The 18,623-nt window shown below is 48.1% G+C and carries 16 protein-coding genes; 5 read left to right on the forward strand and 11 right to left on the reverse strand.

Annotation, left to right across the window (positions count from 1 at the left end; all coding sequences use genetic code 11):
• Positions 1-85: 85 nt before the first annotated feature.
• A complete protein-coding gene (locus FO446_RS22505; RefSeq protein ID WP_106785624.1) occupies positions 86-424 on the forward strand; it encodes a YmaF family protein in 339 nt (112 codons plus the stop codon).
• 44 nt (positions 425-468) lie between these two features.
• Here FO446_RS22505 and cydC read toward each other — a convergent pair whose 3' ends face one another.
• The 6 genes from cydC to FO446_RS22535 all read right to left on the reverse strand — a co-directional run bounded on the left by cydC (position 469) and on the right by FO446_RS22535 (position 8,107).
• Positions 469-2,226 (reverse strand): thiol reductant ABC exporter subunit CydC, encoded by a 1,758-nt coding sequence (gene cydC / locus FO446_RS22510; RefSeq protein WP_237899115.1) that lies wholly within the window; start codon positions 2,224-2,226, stop codon positions 469-471.
• A complete protein-coding gene (gene cydD / locus FO446_RS22515) occupies positions 2,223-3,968 on the reverse strand; it encodes a thiol reductant ABC exporter subunit CydD (protein WP_237899119.1) in 1,746 nt (581 codons plus the stop codon). Before cydD ends, cydC begins: the two co-directional genes overlap by 4 nt.
• Complete coding sequence (gene cydB / locus FO446_RS22520; RefSeq protein ID WP_173610215.1) at positions 3,968-4,981, reverse strand: cytochrome d ubiquinol oxidase subunit II; 1,014 nt, start codon at positions 4,979-4,981, stop codon at positions 3,968-3,970. The genes cydD and cydB overlap by 1 nt, the downstream gene beginning before the upstream one ends.
• Positions 4,971-6,386, reverse strand: a complete 1,416-nt coding sequence (locus FO446_RS22525; RefSeq protein ID WP_232774635.1) for a cytochrome ubiquinol oxidase subunit I — start codon at positions 6,384-6,386, stop codon at positions 4,971-4,973. Before FO446_RS22525 ends, cydB begins: the two co-directional genes overlap by 11 nt.
• Before the next feature lie 391 nt (positions 6,387-6,777).
• The gene (locus FO446_RS22530) at positions 6,778-7,533 is read right to left on the reverse strand and encodes a hypothetical protein (protein WP_237899120.1); all 756 of its coding nucleotides are present in this window, start codon (positions 7,531-7,533) and stop codon (positions 6,778-6,780) included.
• Positions 7,523-8,107 (reverse strand): sigma-70 family RNA polymerase sigma factor, encoded by a 585-nt coding sequence (locus tag FO446_RS22535; protein WP_232774633.1) that lies wholly within the window; start codon positions 8,105-8,107, stop codon positions 7,523-7,525. Before FO446_RS22535 ends, FO446_RS22530 begins: the two co-directional genes overlap by 11 nt.
• 128 nt (positions 8,108-8,235) lie before the next feature.
• Between FO446_RS22535 and FO446_RS22540 the strand changes: the two genes are divergently transcribed.
• Positions 8,236-8,631: a hypothetical protein gene (locus FO446_RS22540; RefSeq protein WP_221867993.1), complete on the forward strand. Its 396-nt coding sequence runs from the start codon at positions 8,236-8,238 to the stop codon at positions 8,629-8,631.
• 69 nt (positions 8,632-8,700) lie between these two features.
• On the opposite strand, the gene FO446_RS22545 is transcribed toward FO446_RS22540, so the two are convergent.
• The 3 genes from FO446_RS22545 to FO446_RS22555 all read right to left on the reverse strand — a co-directional run bounded on the left by FO446_RS22545 (position 8,701) and on the right by FO446_RS22555 (position 12,545).
• Complete coding sequence (locus FO446_RS22545; protein ID WP_221867992.1) at positions 8,701-9,567, reverse strand: pentapeptide repeat-containing protein; 867 nt, start codon at positions 9,565-9,567, stop codon at positions 8,701-8,703.
• A 75-nt stretch (positions 9,568-9,642) separates the two neighbouring features.
• Positions 9,643-11,379, reverse strand: a complete 1,737-nt coding sequence (spoIIP, locus tag FO446_RS22550; protein ID WP_173610209.1) for a stage II sporulation protein P — start codon at positions 11,377-11,379, stop codon at positions 9,643-9,645.
• 221 nt (positions 11,380-11,600) lie between these two features.
• Positions 11,601-12,545: a GNAT family N-acetyltransferase gene (locus tag FO446_RS22555; protein ID WP_221867990.1), complete on the reverse strand. Its 945-nt coding sequence runs from the start codon at positions 12,543-12,545 to the stop codon at positions 11,601-11,603.
• Positions 12,546-13,035: 490 nt separating this feature from the next.
• Here FO446_RS22555 and FO446_RS22560 point away from each other — a divergent pair, with 490 nt between their 5' ends.
• Entirely contained in the window at positions 13,036-13,569 is a 534-nt protein-coding gene (locus FO446_RS22560; protein ID WP_221867989.1) for an acyl-CoA thioesterase, read from the forward strand.
• Between the two features lie 87 nt (positions 13,570-13,656).
• Here FO446_RS22560 and FO446_RS22565 read toward each other — a convergent pair whose 3' ends face one another.
• Positions 13,657-14,154 carry a GNAT family N-acetyltransferase gene (locus FO446_RS22565; RefSeq protein WP_173610206.1) on the reverse strand — a complete coding sequence of 166 codons (498 nt, stop codon included), beginning with the start codon at positions 14,152-14,154 and terminating at the stop codon, positions 13,657-13,659.
• A gap of 37 nt (positions 14,155-14,191) precedes the next feature.
• Between FO446_RS22565 and FO446_RS22570 the strand changes: the two genes are divergently transcribed.
• Positions 14,192-14,374, forward strand: coding sequence for a hypothetical protein (locus tag FO446_RS22570; RefSeq protein ID WP_047074121.1), 183 nt, complete (start codon positions 14,192-14,194; stop codon positions 14,372-14,374).
• A gap of 51 nt (positions 14,375-14,425) precedes the next feature.
• Here the strand turns inward: FO446_RS22570 and FO446_RS22575 are convergent, their stop codons facing one another.
• Positions 14,426-17,338: a WG repeat-containing protein gene (locus FO446_RS22575; protein ID WP_237899121.1), complete on the reverse strand. Its 2,913-nt coding sequence runs from the start codon at positions 17,336-17,338 to the stop codon at positions 14,426-14,428.
• A 204-nt stretch (positions 17,339-17,542) separates the two neighbouring features.
• Here FO446_RS22575 and FO446_RS22580 point away from each other — a divergent pair, with 204 nt between their 5' ends.
• A complete protein-coding gene (locus FO446_RS22580; protein ID WP_173610204.1) occupies positions 17,543-18,604 on the forward strand; it encodes an AI-2E family transporter in 1,062 nt (353 codons plus the stop codon).
• The last annotated feature ends 19 nt before the right edge of the window (positions 18,605-18,623 follow it).

The raw sequence follows: 18,623 nt of genomic DNA on the forward strand, positions 1-18,623 counted from the left end.
TTTCAACGCATAGACGAATGTCCGTTTCGAAACGCCTGACAAACGCATTTACTAGTAATAAATGCATACAAAGGGGCGTTTCCTGATGAGCTCTCGGCACTCTCATTCATTACGCTTTATTCGATTTGCCGATCGGCCCGGGCATTTTCACGGGTATGACACACTGACAAGCATTTCGGATCGTCATCGTCACCGAATACGTGGCAGGACATCGCCTCCAGAAGGAATGAGAGATCGGCACGTCCATTACTACGAAGGTACCACCACGTTTGATGATGGACATGTGCATCACTACAGGGGATGGACGAGTCCGCCTATTCCGTTGCCAGACGGAAGTCATTACCACGAGTTTTCAGGGCAAACCACTTATGATGACGGGCACACTCACTATTACCGGGGTGTAACCAGTGAGGCCCTATCTTAAGCGAAAAAGGCTGTCCTTCTCCGGAACAGCCTCTCTTCCTCTTCTTATTTTTCCAACACGGACGCCAATGGACAGTCCAATGTATACAGGTTGCGATACCTTGGATTGTCCTCATATAACTGCTCATGTGTCCCTCGCATCGAGATGAGTCCCTGCTCCATAAAAATGACCTCGTCCATTTCCTCTACACCGCTCAAGTGGTGAGTCACCCAAATCAAGGTTTTCCCTTGTAAGACACGGAAGATCGTTGCCATCAAATCGCGTTCAGTCAACGGATCTAAACCCACTGTCGGTTCATCAAGGAGAACAATCGGTTTGTTTTGCAGCAAAATACGGGCGAGGGCTATGCGCTGCCTTTCTCCGCCAGAAAAGCGAAGACCGGTTTCCTGCATCCGTGTTTGATAACTGTCCGGCAGGGATTCAATTAGCTGATCCAAACCGACTTGAGCTGTCACAGAACGCACTTCTTCATCGGACGCATTAGGTCGACCGAGCCTGATGTTATTGGCTACCGTTGTGTCAAATAAATACGGCTGCTGATTCAATACGGAAAACAAACCAGCAGAAGCCTCCTCTGACTGGACAGGCTGCCCATTTACGGTCACCTGACCTGCCTCCGGCTGTATGGCACCTCGAATCAAGTTCAGTATCGTCGATTTACCCGCTCCGCTGCGACCGAGCAACGCAATTTTTCCCCCTTGAGGCACCTCAAAAGACACGTCCTGCACACTCCAATTGCTGGCTTGTGGGTAGCGAAAACGAACATGATCGAGCTTCAAACTGCCCCCAGCTTGATCTGCCACCGTTTCCTTCTGCGCTTCCACAATGGCTGGACGACTGCCCTCGATCTCCCGAAGCCGCCCCAGAGACTCCTTGTATTCTGGCATTCGCACAACAGCGTCAGAAATACGGGCAAACGCATCCATCAACGGAAATGCGACCAGCCCAATCGCAGCAATCAACGTAACGGGAATCTGATTCGCAGCGGCAAGTCCGCCCGCCCAGATGACCAGTAAGACTATGGCTCCACCGATTGCACACTGCGACATCCACTGTATTCGCCATTCTCCGCGGCGAATGGCGTTTTCGATCTGGGAAGCTGTCATTTGCCGTCTTGTAAACGACTGGAGAAACTCCTGCGTACGACCACTGAGAATCCAGTCACTCATGCCAAAAACAGCATCAGTCAGCTCTCGGTATGCGGCCTGTCTCTCCTGCTTGAACCGACGACTCTTGGCAATGGTTGACCACAAGACTACTGCCGGTGCAACAAACAGCAGAAAACCACAGTACAACGCCATCAAGAGCGCGAACATCCCGTCCATTCTCCCCAATGCCACAATACCTGCCCCGTAGAGGAGGACCGCCGAGACGGCTGGCAGCACTAAGCGCAGATAAACATTCTGTAGTTGTTCGATGTCATCCGCCAGTACGCCAAGCAAATCTCCCGTACGAAAACGAGTGCGGAGAAGCTGCACTTGCGGTTCGATGGCCTGGTACAATCGCACACGCATACGCGATAACACACGCAAAGCTGCATCGTGTCCGACCAGACGCTCCAGGTACTGAATGACTGCTTTGCTAAAGCCAAAAGCCCGGACAAGTACGATGGGAACATAGACCATTAAGACGTTTTCGGGCTTGAGTGCGGAGCGAGAAATTAGATACCCGGACGTATACAGCAGAGCACCCGCACATACCACTGCCAAGGTTCCCAGCAAAGCCGCTGCGGCAAACTGCCAGAAAAACTGGCGAAAGTATGGAAAAAACCACCCCTGATTGCCTTCTCGCGCTTCCTTCATCCTTTCTCCCCCTTGGCACCAGCTGTCAACAACCGATAAAATACGCTTTTTTGTGCAACGAGCTGTTCAAAGGTGCCCGCTTCTACCAGTCGACCCTGATCGATTACCCAAATCCAATCCATGTCTCGCATCCAATGCAAACGATGCGTGGCCAAAAATACGCGCCTGTCCCCCAACACCGACAACATGGTCTGTTTGAGCTCCCATTCCGTTTCAATATCCAAGTGAGCGGTCGGCTCGTCGAGCAAAATCACTGGTCGATTGCCAAGCAGCGCACGTCCCAACGCAACCCGCTGTGCCTGTCCGCCGCTTAACGTGCGCCCCCCTTCGCCAATGATTTCGTCACAGCCATTTGGCAAGCTGTCCACCAGCTCTCCCAGACCGACAGCACGAATCACCTGCTCCACCTGTTCCTGGGTCGCTTCCGGTTCATAGAAACGAATGTTATCCGCCAACGATTGATTGAATAAATACGGATGCTGCGGAATGTAAGCGATTTGCCGCTGCCACTCCCGCTTCGCATCCCCCGTAATGGGTTGCCCATCTACGTGTATCACGCCAGCTTCGGGATCAGAAAAACCGCCTAGCACTCCGAGAAGGGTTGATTTTCCTGCCCCGCTCGCCCCTACAATGCCCACTCTTCTCATGTTGCTGCCCAGTTCCGCAGATATCTCACCCAGTACCTGTCTGCCATCCTCACCGACGACCCGAATATCGGACAAGGTAATCGTTCCATTCCATACATCTTTCAGAGACGTCTGACTATCTGATGCTTGTGGTTCCGCCTTATGATCATCAGTGGCGGCATGATCGATAATGGAACGAATCGTCCCCAGCGCTTCCTTTCCATCCAATGAGGCGTGGTAATCCGATCCAAGCATCCGTACTGGCAAAAAGTACTCCGGTGCAAGAATCAGGATGACCAATGCCGTTTCAAAGCCAAAGCTCCCTTCAATCAGCCGCAATCCAAGACCAACCGCCACAAACGCGACAGACAGCATGCTAAAGAAGTCGAGTGCCAAAGAAGACAAGAAGGCCACGCGCAACGTACGCATCGTAGCGGATCGATATTGATCGCTCACTCTTCCGACAGTCTCCCCATGGTCTTTGCTGCGTCCCAAAAACCGGAGCGTCGCAAGCCCGCGAAGTGAATCGGTGAAATGATGGGACAGCATTCGATACGAACGCCATTGCTTGTCTGCCTGTTTACGCGCCGCCAGACCGAGAACGATAAAAAATCCGATGAGAACAGGCATCGTCACCGTCAGGATCAGTCCAGAAATAACATCTTGCGTGTAGACAAATGCCAGAAGCGGAAACGTAACAAAAACCATATCCAGCGTACGCGGAACAGACAACTCCAGGTAGGTACGTACACGATCTACACCTTCCAAGACAAGCGTAACAAGCTTTCCGCTTCCTTCACTGGCTGCAAAACGTGGACCACGCTCGAACAATCGGGATAAAACTCGCCCTTGCAAAGACTCACTGGAGGCTTCAGCAAAACGACCAGCGATTTTCTTTTGCAGCCAAACGATGGTATGACGAGCGGCTATCATGACCAAAAACAGGGCAAGCGACTGATACGCCATATGAACCGCTTGACCTTCAAACAAGATCGAGATCGACTTCGCCAAAAACACTGCCTGACCGATAATCGCCGCACTTTGCAGGAGGGAAAGACCGGCTAGCAGCAGCATAACCGGTCGGATTCCTTGTAATCGGAACAATTCCTTGTCCATTAATACTCCAAATGATCCTTTTCAGTGACTCGTTTGTGGAAAACGAAGTAGCTCCAAGCCTGATAGGCTAGCACGAACGGTAAAAGCACTGCTGCAACAATGGTCATTGCTTTTAACGTGTATGGACTCGAAGCTGCATTATAAAGGGTCAAATCAAACGCGCTATCAATCGTGCTGACCATCACCCGTGGGAACAAACCGATAAACATCGAGACGAATGTCAACAGGATCATCGCGCCTGTCATCCCGAAAGCCCAACCTTCCCTGCCTTGTCTCAGGTAGTGACGAGCCAGTACAAAGGCGATAACACCTAAGAGTGTGGCTGCTGTCAACAATACACCCTGACGTTCAAACAGATCGGTTACCATGAATGTCCACCCTACAAGCACTGCCATGAGAACCGCTTGCACAGGCAACAACTTTGCTGCCAGTACACGTGATTTTTCACGTAGCTCGCCTACTGTGCGCAGCGAGATAAAGTTCAGACCGTGTAGCAAGCATAATCCCGTGACTGTCACACCTGCCCACAACGAGTATCCATTCACAATATCAGAGAAGCCCGCAGTCATTTCCATATTTTGATCAATCGGCACACCCTTCACCAGGCTGGCAAACACCATTCCAAACAACATCGGCGGTACAAAGCTTCCAATCAGAATCGCTGCGTCCCACGTCTTTTTCCAAGCCTCGCCTTTCCCTTTGCCTCTAAATTCAAATGCTACCCCTCGCCCAATCAACGCAAGCAGAATTAGCGTAAGCACGAGATAATAGCCGCTAAACATCGTGGAATACCACTCTGGGAACGCTGCGAACATCGCACCAGCGGCTGTAATCAGCCACACTTCATTGGCATCCCAGAACGGGCCAATCGTATTGATCAGAACCCGGGTTTGCAAATCATTTCGTGAGAGCAGGCGCGTCGCCATGCCGACACCAAAGTCGAAGCCTTCGAGAAAGAAAAATCCGGTAAACAGAACGGCAATGAGCAGGAACCACAGTTCATTAAGCCCCATAACGTTCACTCCTTACACGATCAAATGGATCTTGAAGCTGTACATTCTCTACTTCCTCATGACTATCCAATTCCGGCCCTTTTTTGGCCACACGAGCAAACAGATAAGCCAAGAGGCACAGCAGGATAAGATAAATCGTCGTGAAGGCGATGAGAGAGAACCATACCGCTCCTGTGCTAATGCTTGGGGAAACCGAATCTTCAACACGCAACAGCCCGAATACCGTCCATGGCTGACGACCTACCTCCGTCATGATCCACCCAGCCGAGTTTGCGATGAATGGCAACGAGATACCCGCAACCATCAACTGCATGAACCGCTTGTTTGGCTGTTCCAGCTTTTTGCGCAAAGCGAGATATGCCCCGTACAAAGCCAGCAAAATCATGGCACTACCGCCCGCTACCATGATGCGGAAGCTCCAGAAGGTCGTCCGAACTGGGGGAATATAGTTTCCTGGACCGTAAGTTTTCTCATACTCCGCCTGCAACTCCAACATGCCCGGGACAGAACCTGAAAGTGAGTTGTACGTCAGAACACTAAGCAAATATGGAATTTTTATTTCAAAGCCGTTTTCTTGTTTTTCTGGATCAATCGTTGCAAAAACCGTCCAAGGAGCCGGGTCCGCGCTTGTTTCCCACAGCCCTTCGCTCGCTGCCATTTTCATCGGTTGGGTAGCAACCAAATATTGTGCCTGACCATGACCGAATTGAGCAATCGCAAGCGAGGAAATCAATGCTACCACGATCGCAATTTTGAAAGATTGCGCAAAGAATGTAACGTCTTGTTTTTTCAATAGCTTCCAAGCACTGATACCTGCTACCAGAAAGGCTCCTGTCGCAAATGCCGCAAATACGGTATGCGGGAATTCATATAGTAATTGTCCATTGGTAAGAAGAGCGAAGAAATCGACCATCTCTGCTCGTCCGTTATTGATTGCGAAGCCGACTGGCTGCTGCATGAACGAGTTGGCTGCAAGAATCCAAAGAGCCGAAAGAATCGTTCCAATGGATACGAGCCAAATACATGCGAGATGCACACCTTTGGACAAGCGATCCCAACCGAATACCCATAGTCCAATAAAAGTCGATTCGAGGAAGAATGCCAAGAGAGCCTCAATCGCTAGCGGTGTTCCAAATACGTCGCCGACGAATCGTGAGAAATCTGACCAGTTCATCCCAAATTGGAACTCCTGCATAATCCCTGTCACAATCCCGACAGCAAAATTTATGAGCAAAAAGGTTCCCCAAAACTTGGCCATTTTTTTGTACAAGTCATTCTTTTTTACCACATACATCGTTTCCATAATGGCTACTAATAAGGACAGCCCGATGGAAATCGGCACAAAAACAAAATGAAAGATCGTTGTTATCGCAAATTGAAGTCGTCCCAAATCCACTATATCCATGTACAAGATCCCTTTCTATTCGCGTTTTGGCCTTTATGTACCGGAATTATACCAGTGGGGAAATCCGCATTTATTACGACTTTGTGAAAAATATCACAAATATATGTGAAACAATTCACAAATAATTCTCTCTCCTGTAACCCCCTTTTCGCATTCACCTTCGTGAGAGAGTTTTTTGTTTTACCCTGTATATTTCCGGTCATGTGTAATTGTAGCAGGACTTTTGACCCTAGAGGGTGTCCGATTCGTTACATGATTTTTAACACTCTGTGACGGCACATACAAAAATGGGCCCCGTTACAAGGCCCATCTTGAGTTGAATACCCAGATGATCCCCGACCTCGAAAAATCGAAGTCGGTGTGCCTGGGTACGTGGTTAAGTGACAACTGCTTATTTTTTGACGGATTTCGTTGACAAGGATTCGATGATGTTGCCGATAGTCGCAGCATCGAAGCTCTTCTCTGCCATCTGGTACAACTCGTACGTGAATCCTTCATGTTCCCAAATCACGATCCCGTTGGCGAAATACACCTTTTTCCCGCCAATGGTTTCGATCTTGACACCCTCTGTCGTGCTGATGCCGTTTTCGCCACCGGTTGAAATCAGCAAGGAAATAAACTCTTTCTCTTTTTTATACTGAACTTCTACCATATGCTCGCCTTGAACGACCGCGTTCACATAGGAATAATGCTCTGATAACCATGTCGGTGCGGGAAAGTCCATTTTGCTGGCTGCGCGTGCTTCTTCCAATGTCATCTGTGGGGGGGCCTTGGGTTCTACAGGTATCTCGATTACTTGGGAATTGGACTGAGTAGCAGGCTGTTCTTTATCGTATTGGGTAATTTCCATGTTCCCGACCTGAAAGCGTGCCAAGATCGTCTGGAGCATTTCTTGGGCAAACGATGTAGTCGAAAATGCGCCTAAAAGGCAAACAACAGCAACAGCACTAACTGAGACAGCTTTCCATTTATTCGTTTTCATAGAGATCCCGTCCTTTTTCCTATCATGTAATTGTATGTTTCCTGATTCCAATTTGAATTTCAGCCGATTGTATATGCTGGCTTTTGGAGTGGCGTCATCTAATTCCAGATCAGTAAGCAAGTCGGTGAGTTCACGAAAATCGTTTAGATCTTGCTCACTCTTCATAGCGGAAGCCCCCTTTTTGCAATTCCATTTGCAGCTTTTTCAAGCATCTGTAGAGAACGACGCCAATATTTGAACCACTGACGCCAAGAAGTTCTGCAATTTCCGCGTTTTTAAGACCAGCCGCATATTTCATGGCGATGATATTGCGTTCCTTGTCACTCAGCTTGGCCAGTGCTTGAAATAAGGCTTGATGATTATCGTCGCGGATCACAATGTCCTCCGGTGACGACTTCGGCAAGACCAGATTCAGAATCGAATCCAATGAAAAGCTGATCCTTTTCTTCTGTAAGCGAAAGTAATCTGTTACTGCATTTCTGGCGATCGCAAACAACCAGACCTCAAAGTTTGATTTATCCGGCGAGAAGCTGCTGTATTTTGAAATCACCATTTCAAACACATGACTGCATATTTCTTCCGCTGTGTAGTGATTATTGATACGATAGCAAATATATTTGTAGACGCGCTTATAGTACGCACCATAAATTTGAGTAAAAGTTTCGGTCGACATGCTTTCCGCTTGCTTTTCGTGTTCTTCTTTATGGCAGATGCCTGTGTTCACTTGGGCAATCTCCAATTACTTCCCCTCCCTTCTGGATGGAATAAACAAATTGCGCAATTTGTTTGGTTGTGAGCCTCACGCTAGTTAATACGGCAAAAGTAGAATTGTATTAACAACCATTTTTAAAGAACGGAGGAAATGACATGTGGACACCCTATGAAGAAATAAGGAAGCATCCCGCTGATTTTCGAGTAAAATATCGATTTTACTCGGAAAATGAAGGCGGCAGAAAGGTGACACCGTTTCAAGGCTATCGAAGTGATTTTTCTTACGAGGGAGATGACATAAGCCTAACAGGCATCTTTGCCATCCATCCTGAATTTGAAGATGATCACGGAGAAATCATTTTAGATAACACAAGCCCTGTTCCTACAGAAGGAACTGCACGCATGTGGATTCTTTTCCCCCAGATGCGTAAAGAGGTCCACACAAAAAGAATGGAGCTTGGGGTGATCGGATATTTTATGGAAGGTTCGAGAAGAGTAGGAGTAGTCGAAGTAATAGAAATAGTTGGGTTGCATTCCAATCCAGACTCGTAATCTTGGAGGGAACCATATAACTTGAGAAAAAGCAGGCTGTCAACGAATGACACCCTGCTTTTGATTCTTTTATTTAGCCCAGTGCGGCGGACGCGTAAACAACGGTGGCAGCTTGGTGCTGGCATCACCCTTCGCCGCGTTGAGCTGAACCTGCGTGAGAAACAACGTTTCCGTCAAGTTCGCTCCGCTCACATCTGTATCGCGAAAATCTGCACCAATGAGGTCGGCTCCCCGCAAATCCGCTCCTCTCAGATCAGCAGCAATCAAATAAGCCCCGCGTAATTGGGTGCCTCGTAAATCAGCGCCTTTGAGCTTGGCACCAATGAGATCAGCTCCTCGACCATAGGATTTTCCTTGCTTGCCCCCTTTGTACTTGGTAACCGCGTCCTTGCGTACCAATTCACTTGTCTGTAGCAATAGTTCATTTACTTTTGCTCGATGAAGTGCGATGTCCAGCTTCAGGATATCCTCAGGACTCTGATCCGTCAGGCGCTGCGTCTCCTCCATTGCTTCCTTCAATGCAGGATGGAGCGGCTCGGCAGCTTGCTTGGTCAACGCATCCGTTATATACCAGAGCAGCTCGTGAAGCTGCCACATGATCGGAAATACTTCGTACATTTGCTTCGCTGATCCGGGTTCTTTCCGCCAATCTTGGCCGCCATAAGTGACTTGAGACACCTTTTGACCAGCTCCAAAGCAATCGTAGACCGTACAACCGCGAAAGCCGATGTCTCTCAGCTTTGTGTGAACACCGCACCGGAAGTCTGCCTGTAAGTTACTACAGGGCTTGCCTGCGTCTTTATTGATGGCAAAGTCAGAGGAAGCAGCAAAAGGCAATGCCACACAGCACAAGCCAAAGCAGCTTTCACAGTCACCTTGAAGATGACTGCGACTGTTATCGTAAGTCGATTGTATGTGTTCTTGATGCGTAGCCATATAAATGATCCTCCCGGAAAAAAACACGATTCTCTCGCGCGTGGCGATAAGAATCGTGCTACTTTTATTAACCGTTTAATTGAATGCGATTTGAGATTCGATCAGGTAATTCCCGAAAACTTCGGCAAAGGCTTCTGCTGTATTATAGCCTTCTTCCAAGGTGTTGTTCGTACCGCCGAATTCCAAAAGCAGGGCGCCCTCGGAAATGGACTGATTGTACACCCCGTTTCCTTGATTTGAACCTTTCAGGATAATCCCCCGCGACAATCCGGGATAAGAGGCTTCCAGACGGGCGTTCAGCTCTTCCGCCAGCTTTTTGTTCGCCAGATGGTTCGGGTTCGCTGTTCCGATTACAAACAGCATCCGGGAATAGGTTTTGCCATTGATCGTGATCGCTACCTTGCTGCGTGGCTCATCGCTGTCCCGGTGAATATCGAAAATGTACTGCAAGTGCGGACTGGTTGCAGCCGCTGCAGCTACCGCCTTGTACGACTCGGAATAAGACATCGAGTAGCTTTTATTTTGTTCCCTCAATCTCTGAGCGAAATCGTCCTGGCTCGCCATTGCCGAAATGCCTCTTGCTTGCAATAGCTCGCCCAGCCGTTTCCCAACAAGCGTGATGTTAATCTCTGGATCATCTACCGAGCTCCCTTGTTGGTTCCGTGCAACATTTCGCCAAGACTCACGGTTATGGGTGTGATAGATATACACTTTCTCGTTTCCAATCATCCCACTGTTGTACTCGTACGTTGCTCCTGTCGGTGGCAGAGTACCAGCTGGTTGAATTTTCTCTACGATCCACCCCGCGATGTAGGCGGTCGAATTGTCTGCCAGTCTGATGAGGTACCAGTCTCCTACTGTTTGCACAACCGGGAATACTTGTCCGGGTTGAACATTTCCAATTATGGCATGTTCGGTTGAGGGACCGTTGCGGATATTGGAATCAGGATTTTTGACACGAACCTGTAGTTCTTGTACAGAGGGCGGCGGTGTTGTTGGCAAAGTCGCTGGTACCCCCGGTGTTGAACTCGGCAGTGATGGAACTGTCCCAGTCTGTTCCATAGGTTTGAAAATATAGGCATAGGTACCGTTGAAGTTGATGGTATACCAACCATTTGCATATCCGTAATGGTTGATCGTCATCCCGCCATGGATTTGACCAATGACGGTACCAAGAATATCTGGCTGCGCATAAACTTCATAGCCTTCCGTCAATACGATTGTCCCTTGTTCGAATCCACTCCCCGTACTGGATGGGACTACAGGAGGGGGCGGTGCTGGAATTGTTGTCGGATCCGGGATTTGTGCTGGTACCTGTGGTGGTTTTGGTGGTGGTGGTGCCGCTGTCTCCGTCAAGTAATTGGCTCTCACCCAGCCGTTCTTTTGATCAGACAGCTTAATTTGTGCCCAATCCCCCTGCTTTCTCATTTGCAAAAACACACCGTTTTTGTCGATGATCTGCAAAATTTGTGCAGTGGCATTTGGTTCTGCCCGAACATTCAGCATATCCACATTGCTTTTGACATATTTGATCTGTGGAACTTCTATCATCTTCACATACTTATTATTGACCCATCCGGTATTGCCGTTCGGCAGCTTTACCTGGGTCCAATCTTTTTGCTGTTTGGTGATTGGCAACCGCGTCGCTTTTTTGAGGGTTGCGACGATCTGGGTAGTCGTACCTGGCTCGCTTCGAATATTTAACTGATCGACCGCCACTTCTACATGGGTGGCCGCTCGCGCAATGGACAGAGGCATCAGCAAAATCAGGAAGAAAACAGCTAGCAAGCTGACATTTACTCGTAAAAGCAAGTTCCTCGTTCCCCTCTGTTTTTCTCTTATTTTTGGAAAATCCAGCTAATAGAAAGAACTTCTCGATTCGTCCCCATATTCCTTCATGTTTTGACATCTTTTGCTGTCAAAACAGTAATAACGTCACGATTATTCTATCTCCTGAAAATATTGACGTTTTTGCTAGAAAAAAGTTACAGAAAAAAGGATGAAGCGAAAAGCTTCACCCTTCTATTTCCTCCCTACCATTTCGCTGCCCAAGCTTCTATCTCCACTTTGAGCGAAGGGACTGCCAATGCCGGGACGTAAGACATGGTCATCGCTGGCGGTGTCCCCCCGTGGAACTTCTCCCATACCTGATTAAAATGCTTCCAATCCATTTGCTCGGTTGCCCATATATTGATTTTGATGATATGGTCCGCGCTAACTGATTCACTTTCAAAATTGCGCAGTATGTTCTGTAGCGTGTTTTCTACTTGTTCTTTCATACCTGTCGGCAACTCTCCATGAATGTCCATTCCTACCTGCCCAGAAAGCACGAGCAAATCGGCTCCTTTTGGAACGACCGTCAGATGTGTATAGGCTCCCATAGGCGGAGCAACTGATCCAGGATTTTTACGTTGAACCTGGGGCTTCACCTGGTCGGTTTGTTCTTCCTTGACGATCGCCAGTGTTTGATGATCTTCCCACCGACCATTGATTTTCACGTTTTTCTTGGCAATCCCTTCCTTGTGGAAACCAGCTTTTAGCAGCACCTTGATCGAACCTATATTATGCGGCATCACGCCTGCTTCCAAACGGTGAAGGCCTAATGTCTCGAAGGCATAGGCCACGACGAGTTTTACTGCTTCAGTCATGTAGCCTTTTCCATTATGCGCTTTGTCCAGGAAGTAACCGATCCAGCAGCTTTGCAGATTCTCCCTTACGACCTCCGAAAGGATCACTTCCCCAATGATTTCATCCTGTCCTTTTTTCGCAATGACAAAAAAGTACCCTCTGTCCTCTTCTTTTAACGCCAACGCGCTCTTGATCCTGTCGATTTGTCCTTCCAGCGTGTAAAACGTCTCTTCTCTCGTCCCTGTGAAGTTTTGAAAGAAGTCTCTGTTTCTCATTTCAAGCGCCAAGAGGCTCTGTGCATCCGATTCTTGTACCAGTCTTACGTAAATGTTCTCTCCGTTTCCTTGCATACAATCCATCTCCCTTTTTCGAAATAAAAAAACACCACAGGAAATCCTGCGGTGCCCTAAAAAGAAAACCACAGGAATGCGACCTGTGGCGTTTTTCCACTGTATCCTGATGAATCCCACTACATCAAAGGATGGTCGCTATATCCGTTTTTGGACATACTTCTCCCGTGATGTAGCCAGATCAAAGAAAACAGCGGTGGAGTATCCAATTCCTTTTGGCAAAGACAGTAATGATCTTTTTTTCATGTGGATACCCTCCTTTCCGCTATTTTCTGCGCATACCATTCGATATAGAGACGGTCGTAGCAACAACCGTTACATTTTTATCCATAAAACTACTCCACAAGTATAGCGGCAAATGACATTCGTGGCAACAGCATCAGTGTCACTTTTTTCAAGAGGAATAGATCCATTTTTTTGTGGAACAATGAAAGGAGAGAAGATTGTCATCATTCATAATCCGATTGCAAGAAAGAAGGGAGCTACCTGTATGACGATTCAACGTTTTGTTCGGGAGTCGCGCACGTTTAAAGCAAGCCATGTGCTGCCCCCGGATACGAACAATCACAATACGCTGTTCGGCGGCAGGCTGATGGCGCATATCGACGATGTTGCTGCTATCTCTGCCATGAAGCATGCCCGGGGGCCAGTTGTGACAGCCTCCACAGATTCCGTCGACTTTTTGCAGCCAATCCGGGTGGACAATGAGGTTGCACTCGAAGCCTTCGTCACATGGACGCATAATACGTCGATGGAGGTCTTCGTCAAAATTGTTGCGGAGGATTTGCTAACGGGCGTTCGATGCGTCTGTGCCACATCATTTCTCACGTTTGTAGCGATTGGCGAGGATGGGCGGCCTACCCCTGTACCCAAGGTCGTGCCGGAGACGGAAGAGGAAGTATTCCTGCATAATGGTGCTGACGAGCGAGCGGCGGCACGAAAAATCAGGCGGAAGGATAACAAGCATCTCGCGGATATGCTTGGAACGAGACGTCCGTGGGAGCCATTATTGAACACCCCGTAACGCCCAAAAGTCCCCTTGCCTTTTTATAGGCAGGGGACTTTTGGCTGTAACTGCCTAATTCCTTCGTCCCTCCCAGCCACTAGCTCTTTAGACAACGCTCAAGCGATAGTGGAGAAAGTCATCCGTTGTTTCCGGCTCCATCTCATAGGGTTTGAATCCATTTTTCAGCAACACTTTTTGCGAGGAGATGTTATCCGGTGTTGTTTTCGCACAGATCATTCTGACATTCAAGTGGGGAGCATGCCCCTCCAAAAAGAGCTTCAGTGCCTGTGAAGCTACTCCTTTTCCAGCGGTATCTTCCCCGACTCGATAGCCGAGATGTCCGATTCCTTCATCTTTTTCGATGTCTACCAGATTCATTCTGCCCAAGATGTCACCTTGGCTGTTTTTGATGAGGCCAAAAAACGAGATTCCTTGCGCCTGCTCGTCGAGCAAGGCTTGCAGACCTCGTAAAAAATGGTCATATTGGTAGTAAGCATCTCCCCGACTGGGAACCGATTTTTCAAAAAAGGCGCGATTGCGCACTTCAAATTGAAACAAGCTGGCTGCATCCTGTATGCTTAATTTTTCGACAGCAATCCTCATGGGTACGTATCCTTTCTTGAATCGAGGTGGAATGAATATGGCAGTTGCTTATTTGGAAGAAGGCACGTTTATCGCCTTTATTGCCTTTACAATATTTTTCTTTGTTGCTTACAAGCTCGACCAGATTTCGTTTGTCTCCTTCATTGTCTCCTTGGCCGTCACGGCTTGCGTTCACGCTGCCTTCTATTGGTTAATTGTAAAATATTGGCCGTTTTTTTAATAGCGCAAAAAAGGCGCAGGATGGAACTCCCGCTCCTTTACGTTGATCTGCTCACAGCTTCGCTTCATAGGCTGCAAGCAATTGAGCTGCTTGCTTGTTGTACTGGTTGACCAAGCCTTGAATGGCTTTTTGCCACTCGGCTTGTGGGAGCGGCACTGGCAGTTGATTCGCCGACTTGCCGTTCACGATCAGGGCTGTTGTGAGCATTTGCTGTTGTGCGTCACTGAGTGATGTCGTCGTTAACACCTTTGGCTTGAGCACTTTTTTTCCTTTCAGGGAACGCATGAGCTCTGTCATCAAGATGTGCTGATACTCCGCGTACAAATTCATCGTCATGTAGTAGCTCATTCCCTCTCGAAACGGTACAATTCCCCGCTTCTGTGCCCATTCCAATACCTGTGGCGTCGTCATCGCTTGACTAGTTTTGCCCATCGCCATGAAATAAGCCACTCGGAACATATCTTCGTCGCTCATGACTGAACGATTCTCATCGGCTTTGATGATACCTTTGGACACCAATTCTGAAAGTACCGCCTGCTTGCCTGCATCCTTCGGCAGATTCAAATAAAGCGCCAGATTGGCAAAAAAATGGCTCTCGCTGTTGCCGCCAGCCGGCCAGCTATACGGTTTGCCGAAATCGATCAGCTCAAGCGGGCGTTGTCGCATTGTATCTGAGTAGGCCGTAAACGATTGGAACGTGATCGGACTATAGGAGACCACAGGTTTTTTCGTCAGGAATCTTGTCGCAAACTGCTCTTGCCCACCTTGATCGAGATAACCGAACTGGTCTTTGGTTGTGAATACATAAGGCGTCTGAACGTCTGCCTCGCTCCACACTTGTGGGAATACTTTGCTTGTTGGCAAAATCGCCTCGTATTTGGCCGCTGTCAGTACCTTTCCTTCCAGCGACATAAGGCCGTACAATCCCGTCTTCTTGTCCTGGTAGGCAATGGCACCCGTCTTGAGATCATATACGTGCATATACTTCATGGACTGATAATCGCCCGTGCTTAAGCGGAGCAACTGTGGTGAATAGACATCCCATCCTGTAGTTGACTGAATCAATACCCGATCAAAATAAGATTCCGTGTGAAAACCTTTCACGCTAGTGAGCTTGCTTACGAGCTGGTTCCCTTCTTGCGCCCATACATCCTGCGTGCCGTCCAACCGTGCTGTCATCACGATCTTTTGATTTTGTACTATCATTTGGTTTGCATCACGATACACAAAATCGCTCACGGCCTGGAGTTGCCCGTCATCGACCTTGATCATCGCCATTCCGACATTCCCCGCTCTCACACCCATCGTGTATACGGAATCAGCAACTTTGATCAAGGTAAGAGGCGGTCCGTCGTTGCCTGACTTCCACACCGCGACTTTGATCTCCGTAGTCAACAGCTTGCCATCAGGGGTATAAAGATCCGCCCAATCGTGATCCATTGCAACGATGAGATTGGTATCGGAATCCATATAGACATATTGGTAGAGCTTGCTGATTGGTTGGTTCGTCTTGCGGTCCACAATCATCTCGCCTTTTCCCGGCTCATACTTTTTCGTCAAATCATCGGACAACATATTGGGATTGACAGCTTCTATTTGTTTCCCACTGATGCTGTATCGCAGCACCCTTCCATCCGGCTCTGTTACCAGCACCTCCCCCGTTACTCCCTCGTGGCGAATGATTCGATTCTCAACAGGAGACAGGACCAAGCCTTCATCTTCAGAATAAAGTCCGATTTTGTTTCCGTCCTTAATGCTAAGCATGCTGTAGCTGCCCAAGGTCACATACGAGTCGAACCAAAAATCTGGCTCCTTGACATCTTTTCCCCAGCCTGGGAGGATCGCTTTTTTCCCATCGCTGCGGACGAGCAAGCGCGCCGCTGGCGGACCTTCTGCCCGCGGATACGCAAAGGGGATGACCGTCCCTCCCCCGACTTGGAGGACACCGTACAGATTTGTTTTCGGGTCCTGTCCCAGCACGTAGCTGCCATGCAAGTACTGGGCTCCTTTTTTCAATGGATGCGACGTACCTTTGGACTTGGAATGATACGTGATGACATCTCCAGAAACCGTGTAGTACACATCCGAATTGTTATGCTCGAACCCGACTTCTTTGTAAATGGGCTCTGCCAGCATCCGTCCGTCCTTCCACAGCCCTTGTCCCTTGGGGCCGATCACCTGAAAGTATCCATTGTTCCAAATATAGAGCGCATTGTATTTCGGCTCGAGTACGTACTTGCCATTGCGATCAATCAAGCCTTCTTTTCCACCGGATCGCACCTTGAGATATGCAGTGTCAGGACCGCCTTCGTTTGGAATCAATTCTGCTTTTGGCAGTGCAAACAGCTTTTTGCCGGAAGCAGGATCGTACATGATGAGCTCTTTGGGAGTAGTCGCGACGAAATAACGCTTTTTCTCCGCCTCTTTATTTTCCGTCTGATCAGGAGCAACGAGCTGTACCATCGTCAGCTTGCCTGCAACTGGCGGAATCAGCACCTTTCCATCTACATGGATCACCATCGATGATTTTCCTAAGAACATAATCGCTGTCCCTTGCTCATTGGATAAATAATACGGATGCGCCCCAGCAAACTTCATGGTCGACAGCTTGTTCGTCTTCAAATCGATATATTGGAACCAGCCGCCTTTTTGAACAATCGCAATATTTTTGGACTCCGGAATGTCAATATAATCCCAAATCGCGGGAGTTATTTCTTTCCCTGTCCGCGCGTCGAGAATTCCTTTTTTACCGCCCTTTGTTACGATCATGTTTTTGGATGATCGTTCAAAATCATCATAAATGGCCTGTGTGACCAGCTTGTTACCGTCCGTAAAACCGATTTTGTAGTCTGTTGTATACGGCTGAATCTGGGAAAACGTAGCCGCATGGACAGAAGAAGTCCATGTACTTGCCCCGAGTATGACCGCCGTAACCAGACTCGCGGTTTTTGTTATTATGTTCATTGGTGATTAGCCTCCCTTGTCAAACATTCCCTTCCTTTTGACGCTTCGCAGTGCGAAATAGTTTCGCTACACTTTTTCAAGCAACTGGAACCTTTTCTTTCCCTCCACTCGCTTTTAAGCGTGCTATAATTGTTCACACCGACGCAGTATAATCATCGTATACGGATGGGAGTGCTAAAAAGAGCACTTGGAAAGGATGTTCCCATGAATTTCTTTGCTGCCGCCTTACAAAAGCCGGATGTAAGACGATTTGGGATTTTAGCGTTGTTTTGTTTGTTGCTTTACTCCTTGGGAAGTATGCTGAACATGGTTTTGCTGACCTTTTTAGTTACCTATTTAATGAATCGGCTCCATCAATACCTCACGCGTCTCACACACAAAGTCGCGCCGATCCATCCCAAGCTGATTCTCATTTTTCTCTATATGTTGTTGACGTTCTTTCTCGTTGTGGGTGGGATGAAAGCCATTCCGGCTCTGATTCATCAAACCGGACAATTGTTCCATTCCATCGAGCAAGTGTACCACCAAAATCAGGACAATGAGTTTGCCCCCTATCTTATGTCTATTGTTGGGAAGCTAGATATGAAGGGCATCGTTCAAGGCAGCCTTGATTTTCTCGCAGTAGTCAGAAACGTTGGGTTCAATGTCTTTCTGGCGATTATCTTGAGCCTGTTTTTCCTGCTCGGCAAAGACAATGTGGTTACGTTTACTGCTCAATTCCGCACGAGCAAATTATCCTGGCTATACAACGAAATCGCCTACTTTAGCCAAAAATTTATCCTGACCTTTGGCAAAGTAATCGAAACACAGCTGTTGATCGCCTTATTTAATACGACCTTCACCGTCATCGGTCTATGGATCATGGGCTTTCCGAATCTATTGGGACTCGCAATCATGGTCTTCATACTGGGGCTCATCCCGGTTGCAGGTGTCGCCATTTCACTGATTCCGCTCAGTGCCATCGCCTTCAGTGTCGGTGGTCTCGCAACTGTCGTCTATTTGCTCATTTTCATCATGGTGATTCACGCGCTTGAAGCCTATGTGTTGAATCCTCGCTTGATGGCAACGAAGACTCACTTGCCGATTTTCTACACATTTGTCGTTCTGATCTTTTCCGAGCATTTCTTTGGAGTATGGGGACTGATTGTCGGGATTCCGTCCTTTGTTTTCTTGCTGGACATCTTGGAAGTGAAGAAAATGGAACAACCCCCAACCAAAAATAAAGCCGTCCCAAAAGATGTACGAGATGTACCAGTCAACACGTGACGGATAGACATAGAGAAGG

Source organism: Brevibacillus brevis, from assembly GCF_022026395.1.
In the GTDB taxonomy this organism is placed as follows: domain Bacteria; phylum Bacillota; class Bacilli; order Brevibacillales; family Brevibacillaceae; genus Brevibacillus.

Coding starts and splice junctions, on each gene's coding strand:
- FO446_RS22580 (WP_173610204.1), top strand. CDS start 17,543: ATGAATTTCTTTGCTGCCGCCTTACAAAAGCCGGATGTAAGACGATTT.
- cydD (WP_237899119.1), bottom strand. CDS start 3,968: ATGGACAAGGAATTGTTCCGATTACAAGGAATCCGACCGGTTATGCTG.
- FO446_RS22540 (WP_221867993.1), top strand. CDS start 8,236: ATGTGGACACCCTATGAAGAAATAAGGAAGCATCCCGCTGATTTTCGA.
- FO446_RS22525 (WP_232774635.1), bottom strand. CDS start 6,386: ATGGATATAGTGGATTTGGGACGACTTCAATTTGCGATAACAACGATC.
- cydC (WP_237899115.1), bottom strand. CDS start 2,226: ATGAAGGAAGCGCGAGAAGGCAATCAGGGGTGGTTTTTTCCATACTTT.
- FO446_RS22575 (WP_237899121.1), bottom strand. CDS start 17,338: ATGAACATAATAACAAAAACCGCGAGTCTGGTTACGGCGGTCATACTC.
- FO446_RS22570 (WP_047074121.1), top strand. CDS start 14,192: ATGGCAGTTGCTTATTTGGAAGAAGGCACGTTTATCGCCTTTATTGCC.
- FO446_RS22565 (WP_173610206.1), bottom strand. CDS start 14,154: ATGAGGATTGCTGTCGAAAAATTAAGCATACAGGATGCAGCCAGCTTG.
- FO446_RS22560 (WP_221867989.1), top strand. CDS start 13,036: ATGACGATTCAACGTTTTGTTCGGGAGTCGCGCACGTTTAAAGCAAGC.
- FO446_RS22505 (WP_106785624.1), top strand. CDS start 86: ATGAGCTCTCGGCACTCTCATTCATTACGCTTTATTCGATTTGCCGAT.
- FO446_RS22555 (WP_221867990.1), bottom strand. CDS start 12,545: ATGCAAGGAAACGGAGAGAACATTTACGTAAGACTGGTACAAGAATCG.
- FO446_RS22545 (WP_221867992.1), bottom strand. CDS start 9,567: ATGGCTACGCATCAAGAACACATACAATCGACTTACGATAACAGTCGC.
- FO446_RS22530 (WP_237899120.1), bottom strand. CDS start 7,533: ATGAAGAGTGAGCAAGATCTAAACGATTTTCGTGAACTCACCGACTTG.
- cydB (WP_173610215.1), bottom strand. CDS start 4,981: ATGGGGCTTAATGAACTGTGGTTCCTGCTCATTGCCGTTCTGTTTACC.